General features: G+C 68.9%; 15 protein-coding genes. 8 read left to right on the top strand and 7 right to left on the bottom strand.

The window, feature by feature from the left end; genetic code table 11:
- Positions 1-5 precede the first annotated feature (5 nt).
- The gene (locus BUQ68_RS06065) at positions 6-542 is read left to right on the top strand and encodes a DUF934 domain-containing protein (protein ID WP_075215031.1); all 537 of its coding nucleotides are present in this window, start codon (positions 6-8) and stop codon (positions 540-542) included.
- Between the two features lie 669 nt (positions 543-1211).
- On the opposite strand, the gene BUQ68_RS06060 is transcribed toward BUQ68_RS06065, so the two are convergent.
- A complete protein-coding gene (locus BUQ68_RS06060) occupies positions 1212-1496 on the bottom strand; it encodes a hypothetical protein (RefSeq protein ID WP_075215030.1) in 285 nt (94 codons plus the stop codon).
- 130 nt (positions 1497-1626) lie between these two features.
- Entirely contained in the window at positions 1627-2217 is a 591-nt protein-coding gene (locus tag BUQ68_RS06055; protein ID WP_075215029.1) for a DUF2585 domain-containing protein, read from the bottom strand.
- Positions 2218-2437: 220 nt separating this feature from the next.
- On the opposite strand from BUQ68_RS06055, the gene BUQ68_RS06050 reads away from it, so the two are divergent.
- The 4 genes from BUQ68_RS06050 (at position 2438) to BUQ68_RS06035 (ending at position 10272) form a co-directional block, all read left to right on the top strand.
- Positions 2438-3736 (top strand): efflux RND transporter periplasmic adaptor subunit, encoded by a 1299-nt coding sequence (locus BUQ68_RS06050; protein ID WP_075215028.1) that lies wholly within the window; start codon positions 2438-2440, stop codon positions 3734-3736.
- A 52-nt stretch (positions 3737-3788) separates the two neighbouring features.
- A complete protein-coding gene (locus tag BUQ68_RS06045) occupies positions 3789-7277 on the top strand; it encodes an efflux RND transporter permease subunit (protein WP_245293171.1) in 3489 nt (1162 codons plus the stop codon).
- 316 nt (positions 7278-7593) lie between these two features.
- Entirely contained in the window at positions 7594-8517 is a 924-nt protein-coding gene (locus tag BUQ68_RS06040) for an SIR2 family protein (RefSeq protein WP_175577746.1), read from the top strand.
- 9 nt (positions 8518-8526) lie between these two features.
- Entirely contained in the window at positions 8527-10272 is a 1746-nt protein-coding gene (locus BUQ68_RS06035; protein ID WP_075215026.1) for an ATP-binding protein, read from the top strand.
- Between the two features lie 39 nt (positions 10273-10311).
- On the opposite strand, the gene BUQ68_RS06030 is transcribed toward BUQ68_RS06035, so the two are convergent.
- Genes BUQ68_RS06030 through BUQ68_RS06020 form a run of 3 tightly spaced genes read right to left on the bottom strand, consistent with a single transcriptional unit; the run spans position 10312 to position 14890 of the window.
- The gene (locus BUQ68_RS06030; protein ID WP_075215025.1) at positions 10312-12144 is read right to left on the bottom strand and encodes a CRTAC1 family protein; all 1833 of its coding nucleotides are present in this window, start codon (positions 12142-12144) and stop codon (positions 10312-10314) included.
- The gene (locus BUQ68_RS06025; RefSeq protein WP_075215024.1) at positions 12144-13583 is read right to left on the bottom strand and encodes a cytochrome c family protein; all 1440 of its coding nucleotides are present in this window, start codon (positions 13581-13583) and stop codon (positions 12144-12146) included. Before BUQ68_RS06025 ends, BUQ68_RS06030 begins: the two co-directional genes overlap by 1 nt.
- 5 nt (positions 13584-13588) lie before the next feature.
- Positions 13589-14890, bottom strand: coding sequence for an ROK family protein (locus BUQ68_RS06020; RefSeq protein ID WP_075215023.1), 1302 nt, complete (start codon positions 14888-14890; stop codon positions 13589-13591).
- A 440-nt stretch (positions 14891-15330) separates the two neighbouring features.
- On the opposite strand from BUQ68_RS06020, the gene xylF reads away from it, so the two are divergent.
- From xylF to BUQ68_RS06005, 3 genes are all read left to right on the top strand, one after another.
- Positions 15331-16377, top strand: a complete 1047-nt coding sequence (gene xylF, locus BUQ68_RS06015) for a D-xylose ABC transporter substrate-binding protein (protein WP_075215022.1) — start codon at positions 15331-15333, stop codon at positions 16375-16377.
- Between the two features lie 381 nt (positions 16378-16758).
- Positions 16759-18078, top strand: coding sequence for a sugar ABC transporter permease (locus tag BUQ68_RS06010; protein ID WP_075215021.1), 1320 nt, complete (start codon positions 16759-16761; stop codon positions 18076-18078).
- A 20-nt stretch (positions 18079-18098) separates the two neighbouring features.
- Complete coding sequence (locus tag BUQ68_RS06005; protein WP_075215020.1) at positions 18099-18914, top strand: ATP-binding cassette domain-containing protein; 816 nt, start codon at positions 18099-18101, stop codon at positions 18912-18914.
- Positions 18915-19026: 112 nt separating this feature from the next.
- Here the strand turns inward: BUQ68_RS06005 and cydC are convergent, their stop codons facing one another.
- On the bottom strand, positions 19027-20766 hold the full coding sequence (cydC, locus tag BUQ68_RS06000; RefSeq protein ID WP_075215019.1) for a thiol reductant ABC exporter subunit CydC: 1740 nt from the start codon (positions 20764-20766) through the stop codon (positions 19027-19029).
- Entirely contained in the window at positions 20763-22562 is a 1800-nt protein-coding gene (gene cydD, locus BUQ68_RS05995) for a thiol reductant ABC exporter subunit CydD (RefSeq protein ID WP_075215018.1), read from the bottom strand. The genes cydC and cydD overlap by 4 nt, the downstream gene beginning before the upstream one ends.
- Between the last annotated feature and the right edge of the window lie 122 nt (positions 22563-22684).

Raw genomic sequence — 22684 nt, 5'->3', positions numbered from 1 at the left:
CGGACATGACCATCCAGGCCACCACCATCGACACAACCCCTGCCGACGTGTTCCGCGCCGGGCATTTCGTGCCGGACGACTGGCGCCGGCTCGCCGACGACGAGATCATCCCGGCGGACGGCAAGGTCTTCCTGTCGGTCGGGCGCTTTCTTGCGGACGCGGAGGCCGGCGCGCTCGGCAACCGGCCGGTGGGCGTGCTGATCGAGCCGGCCGACCGGGTGGCGCCGCTGGTGCCGCATCTGGACCGGCTGACGGCGATCGCCATCGACTTCCCGAAGTTCGCCGACGGCCGCGGCTTCAGCCACGCGGCGCTGCTGAAGCGCCACGGGTTTGCCGGCGAGATCCGGGCGGTGGGCAACGTGCTGATCGACCAGATCACCCACATGCGCCGCGTGGGCTTCACCGCCTTCGCGGTGACCCACGCGCTGACGCGTCGGTATCTCACGGAAGGCCGCGACCCGGCGCCGAAGCACTACTACCAGCCCGGCGCCGGCGACGAGGTGCCGGCCGGCACCCGGCCATGGCTGCGCAAGCTGGCGTGAGGGGTGGGTAGCGGGGGTTGGGTGCGGACGGCCCGTAGAGGTCGTCGCCGCCTGCTCTCCGACACGCGCGAACGTCATGGTCCGCGCAGGCGGACCACCCATGCTTTTCTATCCGCGTTACCGAATGCGTGGGTGGTCCGCCTGCGCGGACCATGACGATCGTGGGTGCGATGTCGCGCGGGAGACGGTTCGGGGAGGAAGCGCCTTCGGTTGTCCAGAACGTCACCCTGGCGAAAGCCGGGGTGCAACCGGCGGTGCGTTCAGTCGTGCCGGCTGGGTGGGACCACGGTCGGTTGGATCCCGACTTTCGTCGGGATGACGGGATGGGTTGTGCCCGGGATGGGTTGAGCCGGGGGTGGGTTGAGCTGTGGTGCTTCGCCGGGGGTGGGTTGCGCCAGGGTGCTTCGCCGGGGTGTTGCGCGGCTGGTGACCCCTCCATCGTCATGGTCCGCGAAGGCGGACCAGCCACGCTTTTCTTTTCCGGCGCCCCGAATGCGTGGGTGGTCCGCCTGCGCGGACCATGACGAGGGTGCGCGGGCGGGTGGTGGGGGGTGGTGAGATGCCGCTCATTGTCTCGCCACGCTCATGATCATGCCACGCGGATCATCACGACCCGCGGATCATCCCGTCACGCATCATCACGGCCCCTCGCCTCCCCTCCTCCTCTCCTTACTTCCCGTCGCCGCGGACGAATTTGAAGAAGCGGCTGGTGGAGCCGTCCTTGGTCTTGTCCTGGTAGAGGAACTGGAGGCCGGACTCGTCGAACTTTTCGAAGAAGTCGTCCCAGGAGATCTCGTCGAGCTTGCTGTCGTCGCCCTGGCCGGGGAAGTCGATGCGGAGGATGCCGGCGTCGTCCTTCTCGTGGGTGGCCTTCACGGAGGCCGGGCGGCCGCCGCGCTCTTCGGTCCATTTGCGGATCGTGTCGTGATCGGTCGTGGTCTTGGCTTCGGACATGAACAACGCCTCCGTCAACAGCCCCCACCGGCTGACGGATGGAAAACCGGCTGAGACGCGGAAGGTTCGACCGGTCCGGAGGGTCAATCCTGGCCCGTGACGTCGGGCTTGCCTACGCTCGTGCTCGGTTTCAGGCGCCGCCCTGCCAGACCTTGATGGCCTCCACCGGCCAGAGCAGCATGATGACGTTGAGGGTGAGGTTGTCGCGGATCATGAAGCCGACGAAGAGCTCGGCCGCGATCGCGAGCGCCACGCTTGCCCAGACGGGAAGGCGGGCGGCGAGCCAGAAGCCGAAGGCCATGGCGCCGATGTCCGCCACCGAGTTGAGGATGCTGTCGCCGAAGTAGTCGAGCGCGATGGTCTGGGTGCGGTAGCGCTCGATCACCGCCGGCGAGTTCTCCACGATCTCCCAGGCGGCCTCCACCACGATGGCGATGGCCAGACGCGCGCCGAGCGGCAGGCGCCGGGCGACGAGCCAGAGGACGCCGTAGAAGAGGAGGCCGTGGATCACGTGGCTCGGCGTGTACCAGTCGGTCAGGTGCTGGGAGTTGTCGGAACTCGCCACCGCGCCGACCCAGAGCTTGACCGTGCCGCAGGTGCAGATGGGCTCCCGCCCCATGGCGAACAGGATGGCGGCGGTGAGCGCCGTGAGGCCGAGGGCGACCGCCGTCCAGAAGCCGGCGGACGCGCGGCCCTGGAGGCGGTCGAGGAGGAAGGTCATGCGCGAGTCACCCTGAGGAAATATGTGTCGTTTCAAATGTCTCACGACGAAGTGAACGCTTCCACCAAGGGAAGACGGGCGGTGATACAGTCCCTTACACTTTCCGAGGTTTTCCACCGGCCGGGGCTCCCCTAATCAAGGGCCATGGTGCGGTGCGACCAATCCGGTTGTGGCCGCGTTCTCGTACTGACCTCCGAACGCAACCAAGGACACGTCCTCCATGGCAGCCTGGAAACAGGGTCTCATCGTCATCGCCCTGGCCGTCGCGGCGATCTACGGGTGGATCTTCGTCGACCCGAGCGCGCGGGAGCGGCTTGTGTCGTACGGCGTGCCGGAGGCCGTGCTGCCGGCCGCACCGGCCGAGACCGCCGCAACGGATGCGGCGCCCGGACAGGGCGGCAACCGCCAGGGCGGCGCGCCCGGCGGCGGCCAGCAGGCCCGCCAGGGCGGTGGCGGACAAGGCGGCGGCCAAGGTGGCGGCGGGCGTGGGCCGAGCGGCCCCTCGCCGGTGACCACCAGCGCGGCCACCGAGGCGGTGACCAACGACCGGGTGTCGGCGATCGGCACGGCCGAGGCGGACCGGACCGTGACGGTGTTCCCGCGGACGGCCGGCATGGTGGACGAGATCCTGTTCCGCCCCGGCGAGCGCGTGGCGGCCGACGCGGTGCTGGTGCGGCTCGACGACGACGCCGAGCAGATCGCCCTCGCGCGGGCCGAGGTGACGCTCGCCGATGCGCGCGCCAAGGTGGAGCGCTACGAGCGGCTCGCCGCCAACAATTCCATTTCGTCGGTGGAGCGCGACACGGCCCGTTCGGAGCTGGCGTCCGCCGAACTCGCCGTGCGCGAGGCGCGGCTGAACCTGGAGCGACGGGCCGTGAAGGCGCCGTTCGCCGGGGTCGTCGGCCTCACCGACGTGGAGGTGGGCGACATGGTGTCGGACAGCACCGCGATCGCGACCGTGGACGACCGATCGGTGCTGAAGGTGGAATTCCGCATTCCGGAGGCCTACGCGGCCAAGGTGCAGCTCGGCGACGGGATGGACGCGGTGACGCCCTCTCGCCCGGGCGAGACCTTCGAGGGCACCGTGTCGGCGCTCGGCAGCCGGGTGGAGGCGGACAGCCGGACGCTGGTGGTGCAGGCGCGGCTGGACAACGCCAACGACGCGCTCCGGCCCGGCATGTCCTTCCTCGTCACGCTGCGCTTTTCCGGCGACCGCCACGTGGCCGTGCCGGCGCTCGCCGTGCAGTGGGACCGCGACGGTTCCTACGTGTGGCGGGTCGAGGACGCCAAGGTGACGCGCGTCGGCGTCACCATTCTGGAGCGCACCGCCGATCAGGTGCTGGTGGAAGGCGCACTGGCGCTCGGCGACACGGTGGTGGTGGAAGGCGTGCAGCGCCTCCGGCCGGGTGCCGCCGTGGCGGACGCGGGCGCAGCGCCGGCCGGCATCGAGGCGGTGCCGGCCGGACAACCGGGCGCCGGACCCGCCGACGCAACCGCCGCGCCGCCGCGCCGCTCCTGAGGAAGGACGTCCGCCGATGACCACGCAGGCTCCCCATATGCAGGACGGCGACATGCGAACGACTTCCGACATGCAGCCTGCGGACATGCCGGCGCGAGAGGGCGCGGACGGGCAAGCGCCGAACGGGCCGCCCGACGAGGTGGCGAACCGGGCGACGGGCGAAGCGCCGAACGGGGCGACGGACGGGCTGCCGAACGGGATGTCGGACCGGGTGCCGGATGCGACCGGTGGGGACCAGGCTGGCGGCCGGGATGCTGACGCCGACGGCGGTGACGGGTCCGGCTCGGGCGGATCGGGCCACGGCGGTGGGTCCGGCCACGGTGGCGGCCATGGGGGCGGGCATGACGGGGCGGCACCGACGCCGAGCCGGGCGTCGGCCTTCACGGCGCTGTTCGTGCGCCGGCCGGTGCTGGCGCTCGTCATCAACATGCTGGTGATCGTGGCGGGGCTTGCGGCGCTCAACGGCATCGAGATCCGCGAGTTGCCGGACGTGGACCGGCCGGTGGTGACCGTGACGGTCAACTACACGGGCGCCTCGCCGGAGAGCGTGGACAGCGAGATCACCGCCGAGGTGGAGAGCGCGGCCTCGCGGGTGTCGGGCGTGTCGTCCATCTCCGGCCAGTCGCAGTTCGGCCGAAGCCGGGTGACGGTGGAATTCCTGGACAGCGTGGACCTCAACGTCGCCGCCAACGACCTGCGCGATGCCGTCTCGCGCATCCGCAACAGCCTGCCGGACGACATCGACGAGCCGCAGATCGTGAAGGCGGATGCGGACGGCGAGGCCATCATGCGCGTGTCGGTGATGTCCGACACCATGACCATCGAGGAGCTGACCACGCTCGTGAGCGAGCGGGTGGAGGACCGGCTGGCGGCGGTGAACGGCGTCGCAGACGTGCAGGTGTTCGGCGACCGGGAGGCCATCTTCCGCATCGACGTGGACCAGGCGGCGCTGGCGGCGCGCGGGCTGACCATCGGCGACCTCTCCGAGGCGCTCGGCACGGTGACGTTCGACGCGCCGGCCGGCAGCCTGCAGAACAGCGACCAGAGCCTTGTGGTGCGCGCCGATGCGCGGCTGGTGCGGCCGGAGGAGATCGGCAACCTCCTCCTCAACGCCACCACGCGGGTGCGCGACGTGGCGGAGGTGACCCTCGGCCCGGACATCCGCTCGTCGCAGCTGCGCGTCAACGGGCGGATCGGCGTCGGCCTCGGCATCGTGCGGGCGGCGCAGTCGAACACGATCGAGATCTCCGAGGGCGTGCGGGCGGCGGTGGAGGAGCTGCGGCCGACGCTGCCGGAGGGCGTGGACCTTCTGGTCACCTCCGACGACGCGCTCTTCATCCAGGGCGCGCTCCATGAGGTGGAGATCGCGCTCGCCCTCGGTGTCGCCATCGTGGTGGCGGTGATCTGGCTGTTTCTCGCCGACTGGCGGGCGACCCTCATCCCGACGCTGACCATTCCGGTGTCGCTGATCGGCACGCTGGCGGCCATGTGGATCGTCGGCTTCTCCATCAACATCCTGACGCTGCTCGCCCTGGTGCTGGCCACCGGCCTCGTGGTGGACGACGCCATCGTGGTGCTGGAAAACATCGTGCGGCGGCGTGCGATGGGCATGAAGCCGCGTGCCGCGGCGGTGCTGGGCACGACGGAGGTGTTCTTCGCGGTGCTGGCGACGACGGCGACGCTCGCCGCCGTGTTCGTGCCGATCAGCTTCCTGCCGGGCACGGCGGGCGGGCTCTTCCGCGAGTTCGGCTTCGTGCTGGCGATCGCGGTCGGCATCTCGTCGGTGACGGCGCTGACCTTCGGGCCGATGCTGGCGGCCAAGCTGCTGCCGGACGTGAGCGACACGCCGGAGCGGCGCTCGCTGGCCGGGCGGATCCTCGACGGGATCGGCGGCGCGCTGGCGCGGCTCTACATGGGCATCCTCCGTGCCTGTCTGGCGGCGCCGATCGTGGTGCTGGCGGTCTGCCTCGCGTTCGGCGGGGCGGCCTGGATCGCCTTCGGGGCGCTGCCGCAGGAGCTGACGCCGCGCGAGGACCGGGGCGTGGTGCTGATGAGCGTGTCGGCGCCGCAGGGCGTTTCGATCGACTACACCGGCCGGCAGATGGACCGGATCAACGCCATCCTGCAGGGCTATCTGGAGAACGGCGAGGGGCGCGCGGTGTTCTCCATCGCCGGGCGCGGCGGCAACGTGAACTCCGGCTTCGTGGTGCTGACGCTCGCCGACTGGGCGGAGCGGACGCGGAGCCAGCAGGACATCGCCAACGAGATCAACGCACGCGTGACGCGGATCCCGGGCGTGCGCGCCTTCGCCATCAGCCCGAACAGCCTCGGCATCCGGGGCGGCGGCCAGGGCCTGCGCTTCGCGGTGCTCGGACCGGATTACGCCGGGCTCGCCACCGCGGCGGACGACCTGATGGCCGCCATGGAGGCGCGCGCCGACGTGTTCCGCGGCGTGCGGCTCGATTACCAGACCACCCAGCCGCAGCTGTCCGTGGAGATCGACCGGGACCGGGCGCAGGACCTCGGCGTCTCCATCGAGGGCCTCGGCGTGGCGCTGCAGGCGGTGCTGGACGGGCGCGAGATCGCCGAGGTGACGGCGGGCGACCGCTCCATCCCGGTGAAGCTGATGGCGACGCGCAACCCGCTCAACGACCCGAAGGACCTGGAGAACGTGTTCGTGCGCACCGGCGACGGGCGCATGGTGCCGATCTCGGCCATCGCCACCATCCGCGAGGAGGCGGTGGCGCCGTCGCTCGCCCGCGAGGGCCAGCAGCGGGCGGTGCCGATCACCAGCGAGCTCGTGGGGGAGACCGCCCTCCAAGGCGCGCTTGAAGAGGTGCGCCTGATCGCCGCCGACGTGCTGCCGGCGGGCTACCGGATCGAGCCGCTCGGCGAGGCCGCCACCCTGGAGGAGACCTCCGGCGGGCTCGCCATGACGTTCGGCTTCGCCATCGTGGTCATCCTCCTGGTGCTCGCCGCCCAGTTCGAGAGCTTCATCGCGGCGCTCATCATCATCGCCACGGTGCCGTTCGGCCTCGCGGCGGCGGTGTTCGCCATCCTGTTCACCGGCGGCACGCTGAACCTCTACAGCCAGATCGGCCTCGTGATGCTGGTCGGCATCATGGCCAAGAACGGCATCCTGATCGTGGAGTTCGCAAACCAGCTGCGCGACGAGGGCATGGGCGTGCGCCGGGCCATCGAGGAGGCCTGCCGCATCCGCCTCCGGCCGGTGATGATGACCATGATCGCCACCATCGTCGGCGCCGTGCCGCTGGTGCTCGCCTTCGGGGCGGGCGCGGAGGCGCGCGTCGCGCTCGGCTGGGTGCTCGTCGGCGGGCTCGGGTTCGCGACGGTGTTCACGCTGTTCCTGACGCCGGTGGTGTATCTGCTGCTCGCCGGCTTCACCAAGCCGCGGACGGCCGAGGAGGCGAGGCTGGAGCGGGAGCTGCGGGAGGCGGAGGCGATCGGGCTGGTGGAGGAGCGCGAGGGCGAGAACGGCGTGGGCATGAGGGGGCGTGGGGGGATGGTGCCGGCGGAGTGATGGGGGGGAGAGATACGCTGTTACGAAAGAAGGCTACCGCGCGTAGATACAGTTCCATTTCCTACACAACAAAGTTCGGTAGCGGTCAGTCGCGACTCGATCGCCTGCGTTACTAGGGGATAATGCACCAATCCAGTTGCGTACTACGCCAAGTTGTGCAACGCTGCGGTGTCCTATAGCTCAACCTCGAGCAAACTAATAAGCGCCCAAAGAGATGGAACTAGAGGTTCTTGCAAGGCAATGTCAGGCCTGCATGCAAAGAAACCCTGTGATTGTCCTAGGCAGTGGGGCTTCGATTCCTCATGGAATCCGGGGTATGGGTGATTTAGCTAACTGGCTTCGTGACAATGTTGTCGCCGATGATGGCGTCGAAAGCGACGCCTGGACGCTGGTCAGAACGGCACTTGCAGCGGGTGATCACTTAGAAGCAGCGCTTGAAAATAAAACACTGCCTCAGTCTCTCGTTCAGAAGGTCGTCAGGCAGACTTGGGACTTTATCGCTCAAGACGACTATTCTTTACTGAAGGCGGCAATCCGGAACGAAGCGAGATTTCCCCTCCAATCGCTGTACACTGGTCTATTTCGAAGTACTAACCGCAATATTCACGTTGTCACAACCAATTATGATCGAGTGGCAGAATACGCATCCGATTCGGGCGGTTATATACATGTGACAGGTTTTCTGCCGGGCTACATCCGACAAGCAAACGGTGGTAGTAAACTGAACATCAAGCTCGGAAATAGCCCTGCACAAACTGTCACAGTCTGGAAGGTCCATGGATCACTAGACTGGTTCGCAGATCCAAGAGGCAGTGTGATATCGCTTCCCATGACGAGCGATCTGCCGGACGGGTTGCTTCCACTGATCGTTACTCCCGGGGTGAGCAAGTATCAACGGACCCATGACGAGCCCTTTCGTAGCGTGATACAGGGCGCAGACCGCGTTCTTGACGCGGCATCTGCATTCGTCTGCATTGGATATGGGTTTAGAGACAGGCATATTCATCCGAAAATGATGATGCGATGCAGTGTCTATGACACACCAATTCTAGTAGCTGCGCGGACACTAACCCCGGAGGCAAAAGAATTTCTTCACGCCTCGGCTGGCCGACACTACCTTGCTCTTGAACATCACGAGAGCGGAACTATGGTTTATAACCGTGATAACCCCGAAGGTGCAGTTGTGACTGGCGGAAAGTACTGGGAACTGTCAGCCTTAAATCAACTAGTTGGCTTTTAGGGAGCAAAGATGAGCATCTTAGACTTCAAAAGCAGCGAGAGCCTTGGGAAGATAATCTCTGTTGATACGGCGACTGTAACGGTTAGAGTAGATGAACTAGAACTATTAAAAAGAATTCAGGTCAATCGGCTCACTGCCATCCGAAGTTCTAAGGCTGGGCAACACCTTATTGGAATCGTTTCCCGCATCACCCGGAAAGCTGATGCTCAAGCTGGAGACGAAAGTGATGACGACGATCCGGAAGCGGCGCTGCCAGAGAATAACTTGGTTCGGGTCGCGCTTATAGGCACACTTTGTGACAAAGACGGCTTACGGGAGAATGTCTTCAAACGCACTCTCGAAACGGTTCCGGAAATCGACGCTGACTGCTTCTCACTTGAAGGCCAGCGATTGACAGCTTTTATGCAGATCATTTCGCAGGTTTCTGATGACGGTCCGCAGTTAAATCTTGGTCGGTACGCCTTAGACGAAGACGCGAAAGCTCTTTTGAATGGGAACCGATTATTTCAGCGTCATGCCGTCGTCGTTGGTAGCACGGGCAGCGGAAAATCTTTCACAACAGCCCGTCTTCTTGATCAGATCGCCGAACTGCCACAGGCGAATGCTATCTTGTTTGATATTCATGGCGAGTATAAAACGCTGAATAGTGAGGATTTTAGGCACCTACGGATCGCTGGACCGAGCGAAATTGGGCAAGCCTGTGGCTTTGAAGATGGTGTACTGCATCTTCCGTTCTGGTTATTGGGATATGAAGCGTTAATAGCTCTGTTTGTGGATCGAACAGATCTCAATGCACCGAACCAAGCGATGCTAATGACACGGTGCGTAACGGAAGCTAAGCGTGCAAAGCTAGATCCGACGCTACATTCCGATATACTGGCAAATTTTACTATAGACAGCCCAGTCCCGTTCGATATTGATAATGTTCATTTAAATCTGACAAAATTAAACGAAGAAATGGTTCCAGGCGCCAATAATAGGGACAAACAGGGCCCCTATTTCGACAAGTTGAGCCGCTTGATTGCTCGTTTTGAAGCCAAGCGCAATGACCGGCGCCTCGGGTTCATATTCCAACCCCCTCCGGCGTGTATGGAGATGGACTGGCTCGCTCAGGTCACGCACTTTCTGACAGGAGGACGAGGATCGCAGCAGGACGGAAAAGGTGGAATAAAGATCATCAACTTTTCGGAAGTTCCCTCCGACATTTTGCCGCTGATGGTCAGTTTGATTGCGCGGTTAGTCTTCACGGTTAGCCAGTGGACACCCGTTGAAGCGCGTCATCCCATCGCTCTGTTCTGCGATGAAGCGCATTTGTACATCCCGGAACGAACCTTATCCGATGCGGCAGACGAGATTTCAGTCGATATCTTCGAGCGAATAGCAAAGGAAGGGAGAAAGTACGGCATCGGACTAGTTGTCATCAGCCAAAGACCTTCCGAAGTAAACAGAACTGTACTCAGTCAGTGCAACAATGTCATCGCAATGCGACTTACAAACGGGGATGATCAGTCGGTAATCAAGCGACTTTTGCCGGATAGTCTTGGTGGTTTTGGCGATCTTCTGCCAGTATTGGACATTGGTGAAGCACTGGTTGTTGGTGACGCAAGTCTTCTGCCAACTCGTGTGGTGGTTAGCGAGCCAAGATTTAAGCCCAGCAGCGCAACTGTGGATTTTTGGGATCGGTGGCGCGAGGCGGCACCGGTCAACGGTACTGACGACGCAGTGCGCTCGTGGAGGAGGCAAAGTAATCAGTAAATGGGACTTTGGCTACGCAATCGGAGTTTCAAGCCCCCCCTACTCCACCGCATACCAATACCTTGCATCCGGCTTCCCCCTCTCGATCACCACATACTGGTTCGCGAACACCCGGTACCCGTGGCTCCATTCGCCGTCGGGCCATTGGACGCGGATTTCGGCGCGTTCGGCGGTGCCGAGGCCGACGTGGGTCCAGCCGAGGTGGCCGGAGGCGTGGCCGCCGCCGATGAGGACGTCGCGGGGCATGGTGCGGGTGCCGGTCTTCACGGCGATGCGGGCGCCGACGGCCCAGCGGTTGGCGTCCTTCTGGACGAGCTGGATGCCGAGGAAGTTGCCCATGGGGCCGGTGCGGGGAAGGTCGGTGTTGGGATTTCCAGTTCCGGGGGTCTTGGACGGTTGCGGGGCGACCGCAACGGGGATGGACGCGGGTGTCTCGGATGCGGGCGCGCCAGGGGCGGCCGGCTCCGGCGCGGCGGCGACGGTGAGGGGCGCGGGCGTGTCGCCGGTGGCGGTCTCGGCGGCGGGCTGGGGGCCAAACGGGGCGCGGGGGGCGCCGAGGTTGCGGAAGACGGTGGCGGGCTGGCCGCGGTTCACCTGAACGAGGTCCAGCATGCCGTCGAGGTTGAAGTCGACGAGGGCGGCGCCGCGGCCCTTGGTGCCGGTGGCGATGCCGGCCTCCGCGCCCGCCTCGGCGAAGCTGCCGTCGAACCGGCCGAGGAGCAGGTTGGACGGGTCGAACTGGGCGAAATCGGGCATCGCCTCCACGTTGCCCTTGGCGATGAAGAGGTCGATGGCGGCGTCGTTGTTCACGTCGGCGAAGGCGGTGTGCCAGCCGGTGGAGGGGCGCAGGTCCTGGCCCGTGTAGGGCCGGTGGGCGGTGGCGCCGCGCTCGAAGGCGATGTCGCGGTAGACCGGGCTCTCCTCGTCGGCGTCCTCGTCGAGGGTCTGCAGCTTGGTGTCGCCCATGGACGACAGGGCGTATTCGGGCGCGCCGTCCACGTTGAGGTCGAACTGGGCGATGCCCATGCCCCAGATGGTGAGCCGCTGCCAGCCGTCCTTGCGGCCATAGGCCGTGACGGCGCCGCCGGGCGGCACCTTCCAGAGCTGCTCCTCGCCGCCGCGGTAGTATTGCCGGTCGTTGGTGACGCGGAGCGCCGGCTCGCCGGACCGGTTCCAGTCGGTGAAGAGCATGGAGAGCGCGCAATAGCCCGGCGTGAGCGGGGTGCGCTCACTGTAGCGCGGCGTGTCGCCGGCGCCGGGGCGGAAGAGGTCGTTGTCGGCGCAGGTGCCCCAGGGGGAGCCCGGCTGGGCGCGGTCCACGTAGTTGCCGAAGGCGAGCGTCGGGAAGCGGGCGCCGCGCTCGAAGGTGGCCGCGAAGGCGGTGGTCCAGGCCCGGCCGCCGTCATAGCCCCAGGCCTTGTTGGCGACCTCGAAGCGGCAGCCGGGAAGACCTTTCAGGAGGAGGTTGCGGCCGAGCTTCAGGAGCACGAGGTCGGTCAGGCCGTCGCCGTCGATCTCCAGCGGATAGGCGCCGAGCACGTTGGCGGCGTCCTTCTCGTCGAGGCCGTGGGGCCGCTCCTCGAAGCGGAGCGGGCCGCCGACCTTGGAGCGGTTGGCGTAGAGCTTCAACGGGTTGCGGCCGCCGGCGATGGCCATGTCGGGCTTGCGGTCGCCGTCGCAGTCGAAGCTCGCCACGCCGCCGCCGACGAAGAACTCCCACGGGCCGTCGTAGACCTGGGACACGCCGGCGGCGGCGGCCTCCTCGGTGAAGAGCGGGATGTCGCCGGTGGGGCGGCGCGGCGCCTCGTCGGCGGCATGGGCGGGGAGCGCGAGGGCGAGCGCGGCGAGGAGGGCGATGGGGGAGCGGGGCATCAGTCGAGCGCCTCCTCGATGACGAGGGTCTTCAGGAAGGCGATCACCGCCTGCCGGTCGGCCTCGGGAAGGGCCTTGTAGGCCGTGGTGGTTTCGGTCGCGGCCCCGGCGTGGGCGCGGATCACCTCGTCGAGCGTGGTGATGTCGCCCCGGTGGCCATAGGGCGCCGAGGAGGCGATGCCCCAGAGCTCGGCGGTGATGAAGGCGTCGCGCGGCACGAAGCGCTGTTCCATCAGCTCGTTGCCGAGCCGCTCGTTGCGCTGGTCGGCGATTACGTGGCGCTTCAGGTCGCCGAAGAGCGGCACCAGCACCCGGCCCTTGTCGTCGCGCGGCAGGGTCTCGACGAAGGCGAGGCGCGCGAAATCGATGGCGATGGGGGCGTCCACGTCGGCCTGCTTCAAGGTGCCGGCGGCGTCGAACGGGCCGGGATCGGTGAAGACGAGGCTGTCGAGCGGCAGCGCCGGCCGGTGGCACTCGGCGCAGCCGACATCGGCGAACACCTGTTCGCCACGGGCGGCGGCCTTAGCCCACACGGGCGAGAGGTCGGTGCGGCGGGTGGGGACGGCGAGGGTCGCCTGCCAGGCCACCATGGCGGAGATGTCGCCGGGCGACACCTCGTCGGCAACGCCGTCCTCGTCGAAATCGGCGGTGCCGGTCCAGCGGGCGCCGAAGCGCTCCGTCGCCTGCATGCCGTGGTGGACGTTGAGGGCGTTGATGGTGAATTGGCGGAGAGACGTGAACACGCCCTTCTGGCTGAACGGGCGGATCACGAGGTCGGTGTCCACCCCGTCGAAGCCGGTGGTGTCCACCATGCCGTCCGGGAAGGCGGTGATCGTGCCGAAGGAGACGCCCTTGGACTGGAGCGGCAGGCGCGCCTCCGTGCCGGCCTCGCGGGCTTTGCGAAGCGCGATGGCGCGGATCTCGTGCAGGTCGCGGGTCATCTCGCGGGCGAGGAGTTCGACGAGGCCGGAGCCCTGCAGGATGTTGGAGTTGCGCTCGTTGGAGAACTGCGGGTCGAGGCTGTCGAAGTCGGCGCTCTCGAAGCCCTCCGAGACGAACACGTTGGCGACGAACTCGCCGGCGGCGCCGACCACCGGGTCGTTGTGGCAGCCCGAACAGGCGTTGGCGTCCGGCCCGTGGGTGCGGCTGAACGGCTGCTCCAGCGGGCGCTTGCGGCGGGTGGGGACGATCGCCTGGGTGGCCATCGGCCGGCCGGCGCCGTCGAGGACGGTGAACTTCGCCCGGAACAGGGCCTCGCCGCGGGCGATGAGCGCGTCGATGGCCGCCGTGCCGCCGGCGGCGACGGCATCGAGCGAGAGGGGCGCGCCGAGCACGCGCTCGTCCCACGGGGCGGGTTCGGGGGCGGGCTCGGGCACGGGCTCGGCGGCGAACGCCGGGGCGGCGAGGAGAACGGCGGCGGCGAGGACGAGGCGGCGCATGGGGGTCAGCCCTCCTGGCGGAAGCGGCGGGCGTTGGCGGGACTGGCGAACACGTCCCGGTCGAGCCGGGCGAGCGCGTCGGCGACGAGGCCGGTGATGATCATGTCCTTCTCCTCCGGCAAGGTCTCGAACACGGTGAAGCGGCGGAGATCCTCCACCAGGGCGTCCTCGATCGCGCGCTGCATGGCCGGCTCGATCAGCGGGAAGGCGCGGGTGGAGCGGCCGGTGAAGACGATGCGGCTGGGATTGACCAGCGCCATCAGCCGCGCGACGCCGTAGCCGAGCGCCTCACCGGCCTTCCCGTAGATGGCGCTGAGGGCCGGGTCGCCGTTGGCGGCGGCGATCTCGAGGGCGAGCAGTTCGTCGCGGCTGGGGCTGGCGTCGCGCGGGTCGGTGTCGGGCGGCATGCCCTTGGCCTCCCGGTAGATGGCGTAGTCGGCGACGAAGGCCTCCAGGCAGCCCTGCCGGCCGCAGCGGCAGAGGGGGCCGTGGGGGATGTGGTTCATGTGGCCGAACTCGGCGGCGGACCCGCTGGCCCCCGCGTGCAGCCGGCCGCCGACGAAGAGGCCCATGCCGACGCCGTAGTCGACGAAGATCACCGCGAAGGTGTCGCCGTAGGTCTCCGGGTCCTGGGCGTGCAGGGCCTCAGCGATCATGTTGGCGTCGTTGGAGATGACGCACGGCACGTCGAAGGCGGCCTCCAGCGGCGCCACGAGGCGCACGTCGCTCTCCCGGAAGGCGGGCGACCACATGACCGAGCCGGACACTACGTCGACGAAGCCCTGGGCGGCGATGGACACCTCGGCGATGCGGGAGAGCGGCACCTGGTGGGTGTCGAGGAAGCCGCGCACGAGGCCGACCAACGTGGTGGGGAAGCTCTCGCGGGTCTCGTCGAGGGTGCGGGGCGTGAGGTCGGCGCGGGCGACGATGACGCCGGTAAAGTCGGCGAGCACCAGGGTGACCTGGTTAATGGCGATCTTGATGCCGAGCACCAGGGCGGCGCGCTGGTCGAGCTGGAGAAGGATGCGCGGGCGGCCGCGGCGAACGGGCGTCTCGGCGTCGACGATCTCGGCCGGGTCGGCGGGATCGACGGTGACGGTCTCCACGAGGCCTTCGCCGATGAGGTCGGCGGTGATGGCCGTGATGGTGGCGGGCGAGAGGTTGGTGAGGAGGCCGAGGTCGACGCGCGCGAGCGGCGTGCGCCGGCGGAGGGCGGAGAGGACGAGCGAGCGGTTCTGGCGGCGGACGAGGTCGCTGTCGGCCTTGACCGGGATGCCGCGCGGACGATGGGAGGCGGGCTCGCTCATGGGGCGCCGAGCCTCCCGCACGGGACCGATGGCACCGGCCTCAGGATCCGCCCGGCGGCGGCCCGCGTCGGCCGCGCCGAGGCGGCGGCAGGGCGACCAACAGGGTGGGCCTCCGGCGCGCGTCCGCGCCGACGGTATGTGTGCATGTCTCATCTCCTCCCACGACGCCCGTCACCGGTTTCCTCGACCGTTACGGTATCGCGAGCCCGTCCGCCGGGTCGCGGCGGGAGCCCGAGATCCGCGCGTTGCGGGCGTCGAACAAAACCATGTTGACACCGGACCCGCTTGTGGTCCACACTTTTTTCGAGCTTCGAATTATACGGCTTTGCACCATTCGAAGTTTGCAGTGCGGTGCCGGGGAGGCGGCCGCACGGGAGAGAAGACTTCAACATCGGGATCCCTGTCCATCGATGGCCGGATCCCTCGGGAGGAGCAATAGCATGTCGCGGATCCTTACCGCGCTCGCCGTCACGTTCGTGTCGGCCACGGCGCTCGTTTCTTCGGCTCAGGCCCAGGACAAGATCAAGGTCGGCGTCAGCTGGTCGAACTTCCAGGAAGAACGCTGGAAGACCGACGAAGCGGCCATCAAGTCGGCCCTCGAGGCGGCCGGCGCCGAGTACATCTCGGCCGACGCCCAGTCGTCGCCCGCCAAGCAGCTGACCGACGTGGAAAGCCTGATCAGCCAGGGCGCCACGGCGCTCATCATCCTCGCCCAGGACAGCGACGCCATCGTTCCGGCCGTGGAAAAGGCCCAGAACGAAGGCATTCCGGTGGTCGGCTACGACCGCCTGATCGAGGTGCCCTCGGCCTACTACATCACCTTCGACAACAAGGAAGTGGGCCGCATCCAGGCCCGTGAGGTCCTGAAGGCGGCGCCGGAAGGCAACTACGTCTTCATCAAGGGCTCGGCTTCGGACCCGAACGCCGACTTCCTGTTCTCCGGCCAGATCGAAGTCCTCAAGGAAGCGATCGACAGCGGCAAGGTCAAGAACGTCGGCGAGGCCTATACCGACGGCTGGCTTCCGGCGAACGCCCAGAAGAACATGGAGCAGTTCCTGACCGCCACCAACAACGACGTGGACGCGGTGGTCGCCTCCAACGACGGCACCGCGGGCGGCGCCATCGCGGCGCTGGCGGCCCAGGGCCTCGCCGGCTCCGTGCCGGTGTCCGGCCAGGACGCCGACTTCGCGGCGCTGAACCGCGTGGCGCTCGGCACCCAGACCGTGTCGGTCTGGAAGGACAGCCGCGAACTCGGCAAGAAGGCCGCCGAGATCGCCCTGGAACTCGCCAAGGGCACGGCCATGGACGCCGTCCCGGGCGCGATGAAGTTCTCCGGCGGCCCGAAGGGCGCCGAGATGACCTCCACCTTCCTGACCCCGATGGCCATCACCAAGGACAACCTCAACGTCGTCATCGACGCCGGCTGGGTTTCCAAGGACGTGGTCTGCCAGGGCGTCGCGGCCGGTTCGGTCGCCGCCTGCAACTGACGACCGTTCGGCCAGGGCGTCGCGGCCGGTTCGGTCGCCGCCTGCAACTGACGACCGTTCGGCGGGGCGCCTGGCGCGCCCCGCCGTTCCTTCCCCGTCCAACGGGGACCTCCGGCGTGCCGGAGCCTAGACCCCGGTTCGCCGGAGACCCCGATCTTCGGTTTGCCGGAGATCCGACGCCGTTGATCGAACCGGATCGATCGCGGTGTTGGTCCGCCCGATGGGCGACCGTCCACCCAACCCCTCGTCGAGCCGCTTCCGGCAACCTCCGACCTGTCGCATGATGCGACGGGCCGTCTTTGCGCATCGTGGTCGCGACGCGAAGGAGGGCGGACCTGACGAGAAACGGCCGTTCGAGGCCGACGATACTGGGAGCAGCCCATGAGCGATCAAGCAACCGCCCGTGTCGGGGCGCCGAGCGGGTCTCCGCCGCAGGCCAAGGCGACGTCATTTCTGTCCGCCATGGAGGTGGATGTCCGTTTCATGGGCATGCTCTGTGCCCTCGCGGTGATCTGGATCGGGTTCCACATCCTGTCGGGCGGCACCTTCCTGACGCCACGCAACCTGTGGAACCTGTCGGTGCAGACCGCCTCGATCGCCGTGATGGCGACCGGCATGGTGCTCGTCATCGTCACCCGCAACATCGACCTGTCGGTCGGCTCGGTGCTCGGCGTCACCGGCATGATCATGGCGGTGGTGCAGGCCGACTACCTGACGCCGACCTTCGGCTTCGACAACCCGCTCGTGTGGATGCTGACCCTCGGCATCGGCCTGATCGCGGGCGCCATGATCGGCGGCGTGCAGGGCTATGTGATCGCCTACATGGGCGTGCCGGCCTTCATCGTCACCCTCGGCGGCCTGCTGGTCTGGCGCGGCGCGGCCTGGTGGGTGGCGTCCGGCAAGACGATCCCGCTGACGGACAACAACTTCAAGCTCATCGGCGGCGGCGCGGAAGGCGCGGTCGGCGCCTCGTGGAGCTGGATCATCTGCGCGGTCGCCTGCGCACTGATCGCCTTCGTGACCTGGAACGCGCGGCGCCAGCGCACCCGCTTCCGCTTCCCGCTGAAGCCGCTGTGGGCCGAGTTCACCACGGTCGGCGTCGGCATCGCGGCGGTGGTCGCGGCCACGCTGGTGGTGAACAGCTATGTGCTGCCGCCGGTGCTCGCCCGCCGCTACGCGGAGGCGAACGGCATCCCGCTGCCGGCGGACGGCTCGGCGCTCGCCATCCCGTTCGGCTACGCGGTCCCGGTGCTGATCGCCATCGGCATCGGCATCCTGATGACCTTCGTGGCCACCCGTACCCGGTTCGGCCGCTACGTGTTCGCCATCGGCGGCAATCCGGAGGCGGCGGAGCTCGCCGGCATCAACACCCGGCGGGTGACCATGATGATCTTCGCCCTGATGGGGGCGCTCGCCGCCCTCGGCGCGGCCATCTCCACGGCCCGCCTCACCTCGGCGACCAACGCGCAGGGTTCGCTCGACGAGCTCTACACCATCGCGGCGGCGGTGATCGGCGGCACCTCGCTCGCCGGCGGCGCCGGCACCATCGCGGGCGCCATGCTGGGCGCCCTGGTGATGCAGAGCCTGCAGTCCGGCATGGTGCTGCTCGGTATGGACACGCCGCTGCAGAACATCGTGGTCGGCATCGTGCTCGTCATCGCGGTGTGGCTCGACACCATGTACCGCAAGCGCATCCGTTGAGAACGGGGAGGACAGAACCCATGGCACAGAACACCGGGACGCCCCTCGTGGAGATGCGCGACATCTCCATCTCGTTCGGCGGCATCAAGGCGGTCGACCACGTGACGGTCGACCTTTTTCCGGGCGAGGTCGTCGGCCTCCTTGGCCACAACGGCGCCGGCAAGTCGACGCTGATCAAGATCCTCTCAGGTGCCTACAAGGCGGACACCGGGTCGATCTTCGTCCGGGGACAGAAGGCCGACATCGCCAGCCCGCGCGACGCCAAGGCCTACGGGATCGAGACGATCTACCAGACGCTGGCGCTCGCCGACAACGTGGACGCCGCCGCCAACCTCTTCCTCGGCCGCGAGCTCCTGACCCCCTGGGGCACCCTCGACGACGTGGCCATGGAGGCGGCGACGCGGCAGGTGATGGGGCGGCTGAACCCGAACTTCCGCAAGTTCAAGGAGCCCGTGAAGGCGCTCTCGGGCGGCCAGCGGCAGTCGGTGGCGATCGCCCGCGCGATCCACTTCAACGCCAAGATCCTGATCATGGACGAGCCGACCGCCGCCCTCGGCCCGCAGGAGACCGCGCAGGTGGGCGAGCTGATCAAGCAGCTGAAGGACGACGGCATCGGCATCTTCCTGATCAGCCACGACCTCCACGACGTGTTCGACCTCGCCGACCGGGTGTCGGTGATGAAGAACGGCAAGCTGGTGGGATCGGCGCGCACCACGGACGTGAGCCAGGACGAGGTGCTGGGGATGATCATTCTCGGCAAGTGCCCGCCGGGTGCGACCCGCGGCCCGGGCGCCATCTCGGACGCGGAACTGGCCGCGGTGGCGCACCACGCCTGAGGGGTTTTGTCCGATAGAGCAGGACAGGAAGGCCGGGGCGGCATGCTCCGGCCTTTCGTCGTTTCCGGGCCGGCGTCGTTTGCGGGCGGGCGCCGGTTCAGGGGGCTGAGGATCAGGCGGCGAGGTCGGCGGCGGGGTCGGTGAGCCGGTGCATGAGGGCGTCGAAGGCGGGCTCGCCCCGGCGGGCGTCGGCGACGATGCGGCCGTCGCGGACGGAAACCAGCCGGTCGGCGAGCGCCGCCTCGGTGCGCCGGTGGGTGGCGACCACGAGGGTGCGGCCGGCGGTGGCGTTCGAAAGCGCGGCGAGCACCGCGTCGGCGGTGACGGCGTCGAGGCCGTCGGTCGGCTCGTCGAGAAGCACCACGGACGGATCGGCGACGAGGAGGCGGGCGAGTGCCAGGCGCCGCCGCTCGCCGCCGGACAGGCCCGACCCGCCCTCCCCCAGCGTGAAGGCGAGGCCGTCGCGCGGGCCAAGCACCGGGTCGAGGCCGGCGGCCGTGACGGCGGCGCCGAGCGCGGCGTCCGGGGCGTCGGGGCGGCCGAGGCGGAGCACGTCCGCCACGTCGCCCTGGAAGAGGTCGATGCGCTGGGTGAGGAGGCCGACCGCGCCGTCCGGCCCGCCGGGGCCGACGACCGGGCGCCCGCCGACGTCGACGCGCCCGTCCGTCGGCGGGACGAGGCCGGCGATGACGGCGAGGATGGTGGACTTGCCGGCGCCGCTCGGGCCGACGAGGGCGACCCGCTCGCCGGGCACGATGGCGAGGGAGACCCCGTCGAGGAGCGGCGGCCGGCCGTCGTCGGCGCGGACGGTGACGGCGTCGAGGCGGATGGCCATGGGGCCGGCCGGGTGGATGGACGGCGCCAGTGATTCGGCGGACCGGTGGCCTTCCGCGGCGCCGACGCGCATCAACGGCGCGATGCGGCCGGCGGCGAGGATCATGCGGCCGAGGTCGAGGGCGAGCGCGCGGAGCGGCTGCACCGCTTCGAGCACCGTGAAGGCGGCGAGCACGATCAGCACGAACACCGGGCCGGAGACGGCGCCGGCGGCGAGAAGGTCGGCGCCGACGAGGAGCGCGCCGACGATCGCCACCTGGCCGGCGAGGAGCCCGGCGGCGCGGACCGCCATGTCGCGACGGTGCTGGCGCGCCTCGACAGCGGCGACCCTGTCGGCGGCGGCGGTGACGGACGAGGCCGCCTCGCCGAGCCGGCCGGCGACCGCCCATTCGGTGCGGCCCCGGTCGAGGTCGACGATGCGGCGGCGGATGGCGTCGATGCCGTGGTGGCGGCGGCGCGCGTCCCGCCGGCCGCGGGCGGCGAGCCAGACCGGCGCCACCACGCCGAGGCCGACCGCGGGCACCAGCACGGCGACGGCGAGGACTGGAGACAGGAGGGCGTAGACGACGCCGAGGGCGAGGAGCGCCGTGAAGGCGGCGCCGACCGGGGCGACGAAGCGCAGGTGCACCGCGTCGAGGGCGTCGAGGTCGCCGGAGAGGCGGGCGAGGAGGTCGGCGCTCCGGCGCTGCACCCGGGCCGGGGCGGCGGCGATGCCGCGGAAGACGTCCACCCGGAGCGCGGCAAGGACCCGGAAGGTGGCGTCGTGGCTGACGAGCCGCTCCAGGTAGCGGGCGCCGGTGCGGGCGAGGGCGAAGAAGCGGATGGCGGCGCTCGGCCGGAAGGTGTCGAAGGCGATGAGGCCGAGCCCGGCGAGCGCCGTGCCGGCGATCAGGTAGCCGCTGGCGGCAAGGAGGCCGAGGCCGGCGGCGAGCGTCAGCACCAGGAGGACGACGCCGGCGAGGAGCCGCAGCGGCGCATAGGTGAAAAAGCGGCCGATGACGGCGAGGAGCGCGCTCATGCGGGGCCCTTCGCGGGTTCGGTCGCGACCGGCCGGCCGGCGGCGGCGCGCGGCGCGGGGTCGGCGGCCGGCTGGGGGGCGGCCGGATCGGCGGGCGGTGGCGGGGCGGACGGGGCGGCGAGGCGGATCACACGGTCCATCTGGCGGGCGAGCAGCGGATCGTGGGTGGCGACGATGAGCGTGCGGCCGGCGGCGGCCTTGAGGAGACCGGCGCGGACCGCGTCGGCGGTGTCGGCGTCGAGGTCGGCGGTGGGCTCGTCGGCCAGCACCAGCGGCCGGTCGGCGACGAGGGCGCGGGCGACGGCGAGGCGGCGGAGTTCGCCGCCGGAAAGGCCGGCGCCGGCCTCGCCGATGGGGGTGGCGAGGCCCCGCGGCAGCCGGGCCACGAAGGCGCCGAGGCCGGCATCCGCGATGGCCCGTTCAAGGGCGCACGGGTCGGCCGGCCCCCGGTCGGCCGGTTCGGCGAGCGTGAGGTTGCGGGCAAGACTGGCCGACAGGGTGAGCGGGGTCTGGCCGATCCAGGCGACGCGGCGGCGGATGGCGTCGGCGGTCGTCGGCGAGAGGGTGTCGTCGCCGACCGTGATGGTGCCGGCCGAGGGGGCGACGAGGCCGGCGAGGGCCGCCAGCACGGTGGATTTGCCTGCGCCGCTCGGCCCCCAGAGCGCCACCGTCTCGCCGGGCGAAACCTCGAACGAGACGTCCGCCACCATGACGGCGCCGCCGGGGGCGGTGACCGTGAGGCCGTGGACGGTGACGGTGGGCGCGGCAGGGGCGGCGTGGGTGAGGACCACAGGCGGGGCGGCGGGCGCCGGATCGGCGCGAAGGAGGCGCGGACGGGCGGGGGCGATCAGCGCGTCGTGCCGGTCCATCAGCGCCTCGGCGGCCGCCTTGTCGTGGTAGGCGGCGGAGAAGTCGCGGAGCGGCTGGAAGAAATCGGGCGCGAGCAGGAGCACGAAGAGGCCGGAGGCAAGGTCGAGCGGGGCGCCGGTGACGCCGAAGTCGATCCAGCCGAGGAGGGAGAAGCCGATGAAGATGGCGACGAGGCCGACGCCGATGGCGGAGAAGACCTCGATCACCGCCGACGACAGGAAGGCAAGCGCAAGGACGCCCATGGTGCGCCGGCGGATGCCGTCGCCGGCCGTCCCGATCGCCTCGGCGGTGCGGTCGACGGCGCCGAAGAGGCGGATGGTGGAGAGGCCGGCGAGCTTGTCGAGGAGGACGCCGGTGAAGGTGCCGACCTCGGCGAGTTGCGCCTTGCTGCGGTCGCGCGCCTCCATGCCGATCAGCGAGGTGAGGAGGGGGATGAAGGGGAAGGCGAGCACGAGGACGAGCGCGGCGGCCCAGGCGTACCAGGCGACCACGAGGGCGATGACGATCGGCACCACGGAGACACGGAAGCGGGCCGGGCCGTAGCGGACGATGAAGGGCTCCAGGCTCTCCACCTGGTCGCCGACGAGGGTCGCCACCTCGCCGACGGGCGGGCGCGTGGCGTCCACCGGCGACCAGGCGGCGACGGTGGCGGCAACAGTGGCGCGGATGCGGTGCTTCTCCGCGGCCGCATGGGTGGCGGCAAGGCGCACCGAAAGGGTGTCGAGACCGGTGCGGACGAGGGCGAGCACGAGAAAGAGCGCGGCCGGGACGAGGAGGTCCGCGGCGCCGAAGGCCGCGCCGGACACGGCGTCCGCCACCGCGCGGGCGAGCACGAAGGCCTGCGGGATCCAAATGAGGCTGGCGCCGGCCGACAGGAGGCAGGCGGCGCGCGGCGCGGACGGGAGCTTTCGGGACGACCGGCTCATGGCGGGTCAGATAGGGCGCCGCCGGCGCGCCGCCGAGTGCGCAGAGATGCCGCGTCCTTCCTTTGCAAGGAGGCTTCCGATACGGTTCGGCCAACCCGGCCGACGGCCCTCAAGGCAGACAT

The organism is Mongoliimonas terrestris, from assembly GCF_001927285.1.
Taxonomy (GTDB): Bacteria; Pseudomonadota; Alphaproteobacteria; order Rhizobiales; family Pleomorphomonadaceae; genus Chthonobacter; species Chthonobacter terrestris.
The sequence above is the reverse complement of the archived record's forward strand: the minus strand, read 5'-3'. Positions and strand labels throughout refer to the sequence as shown.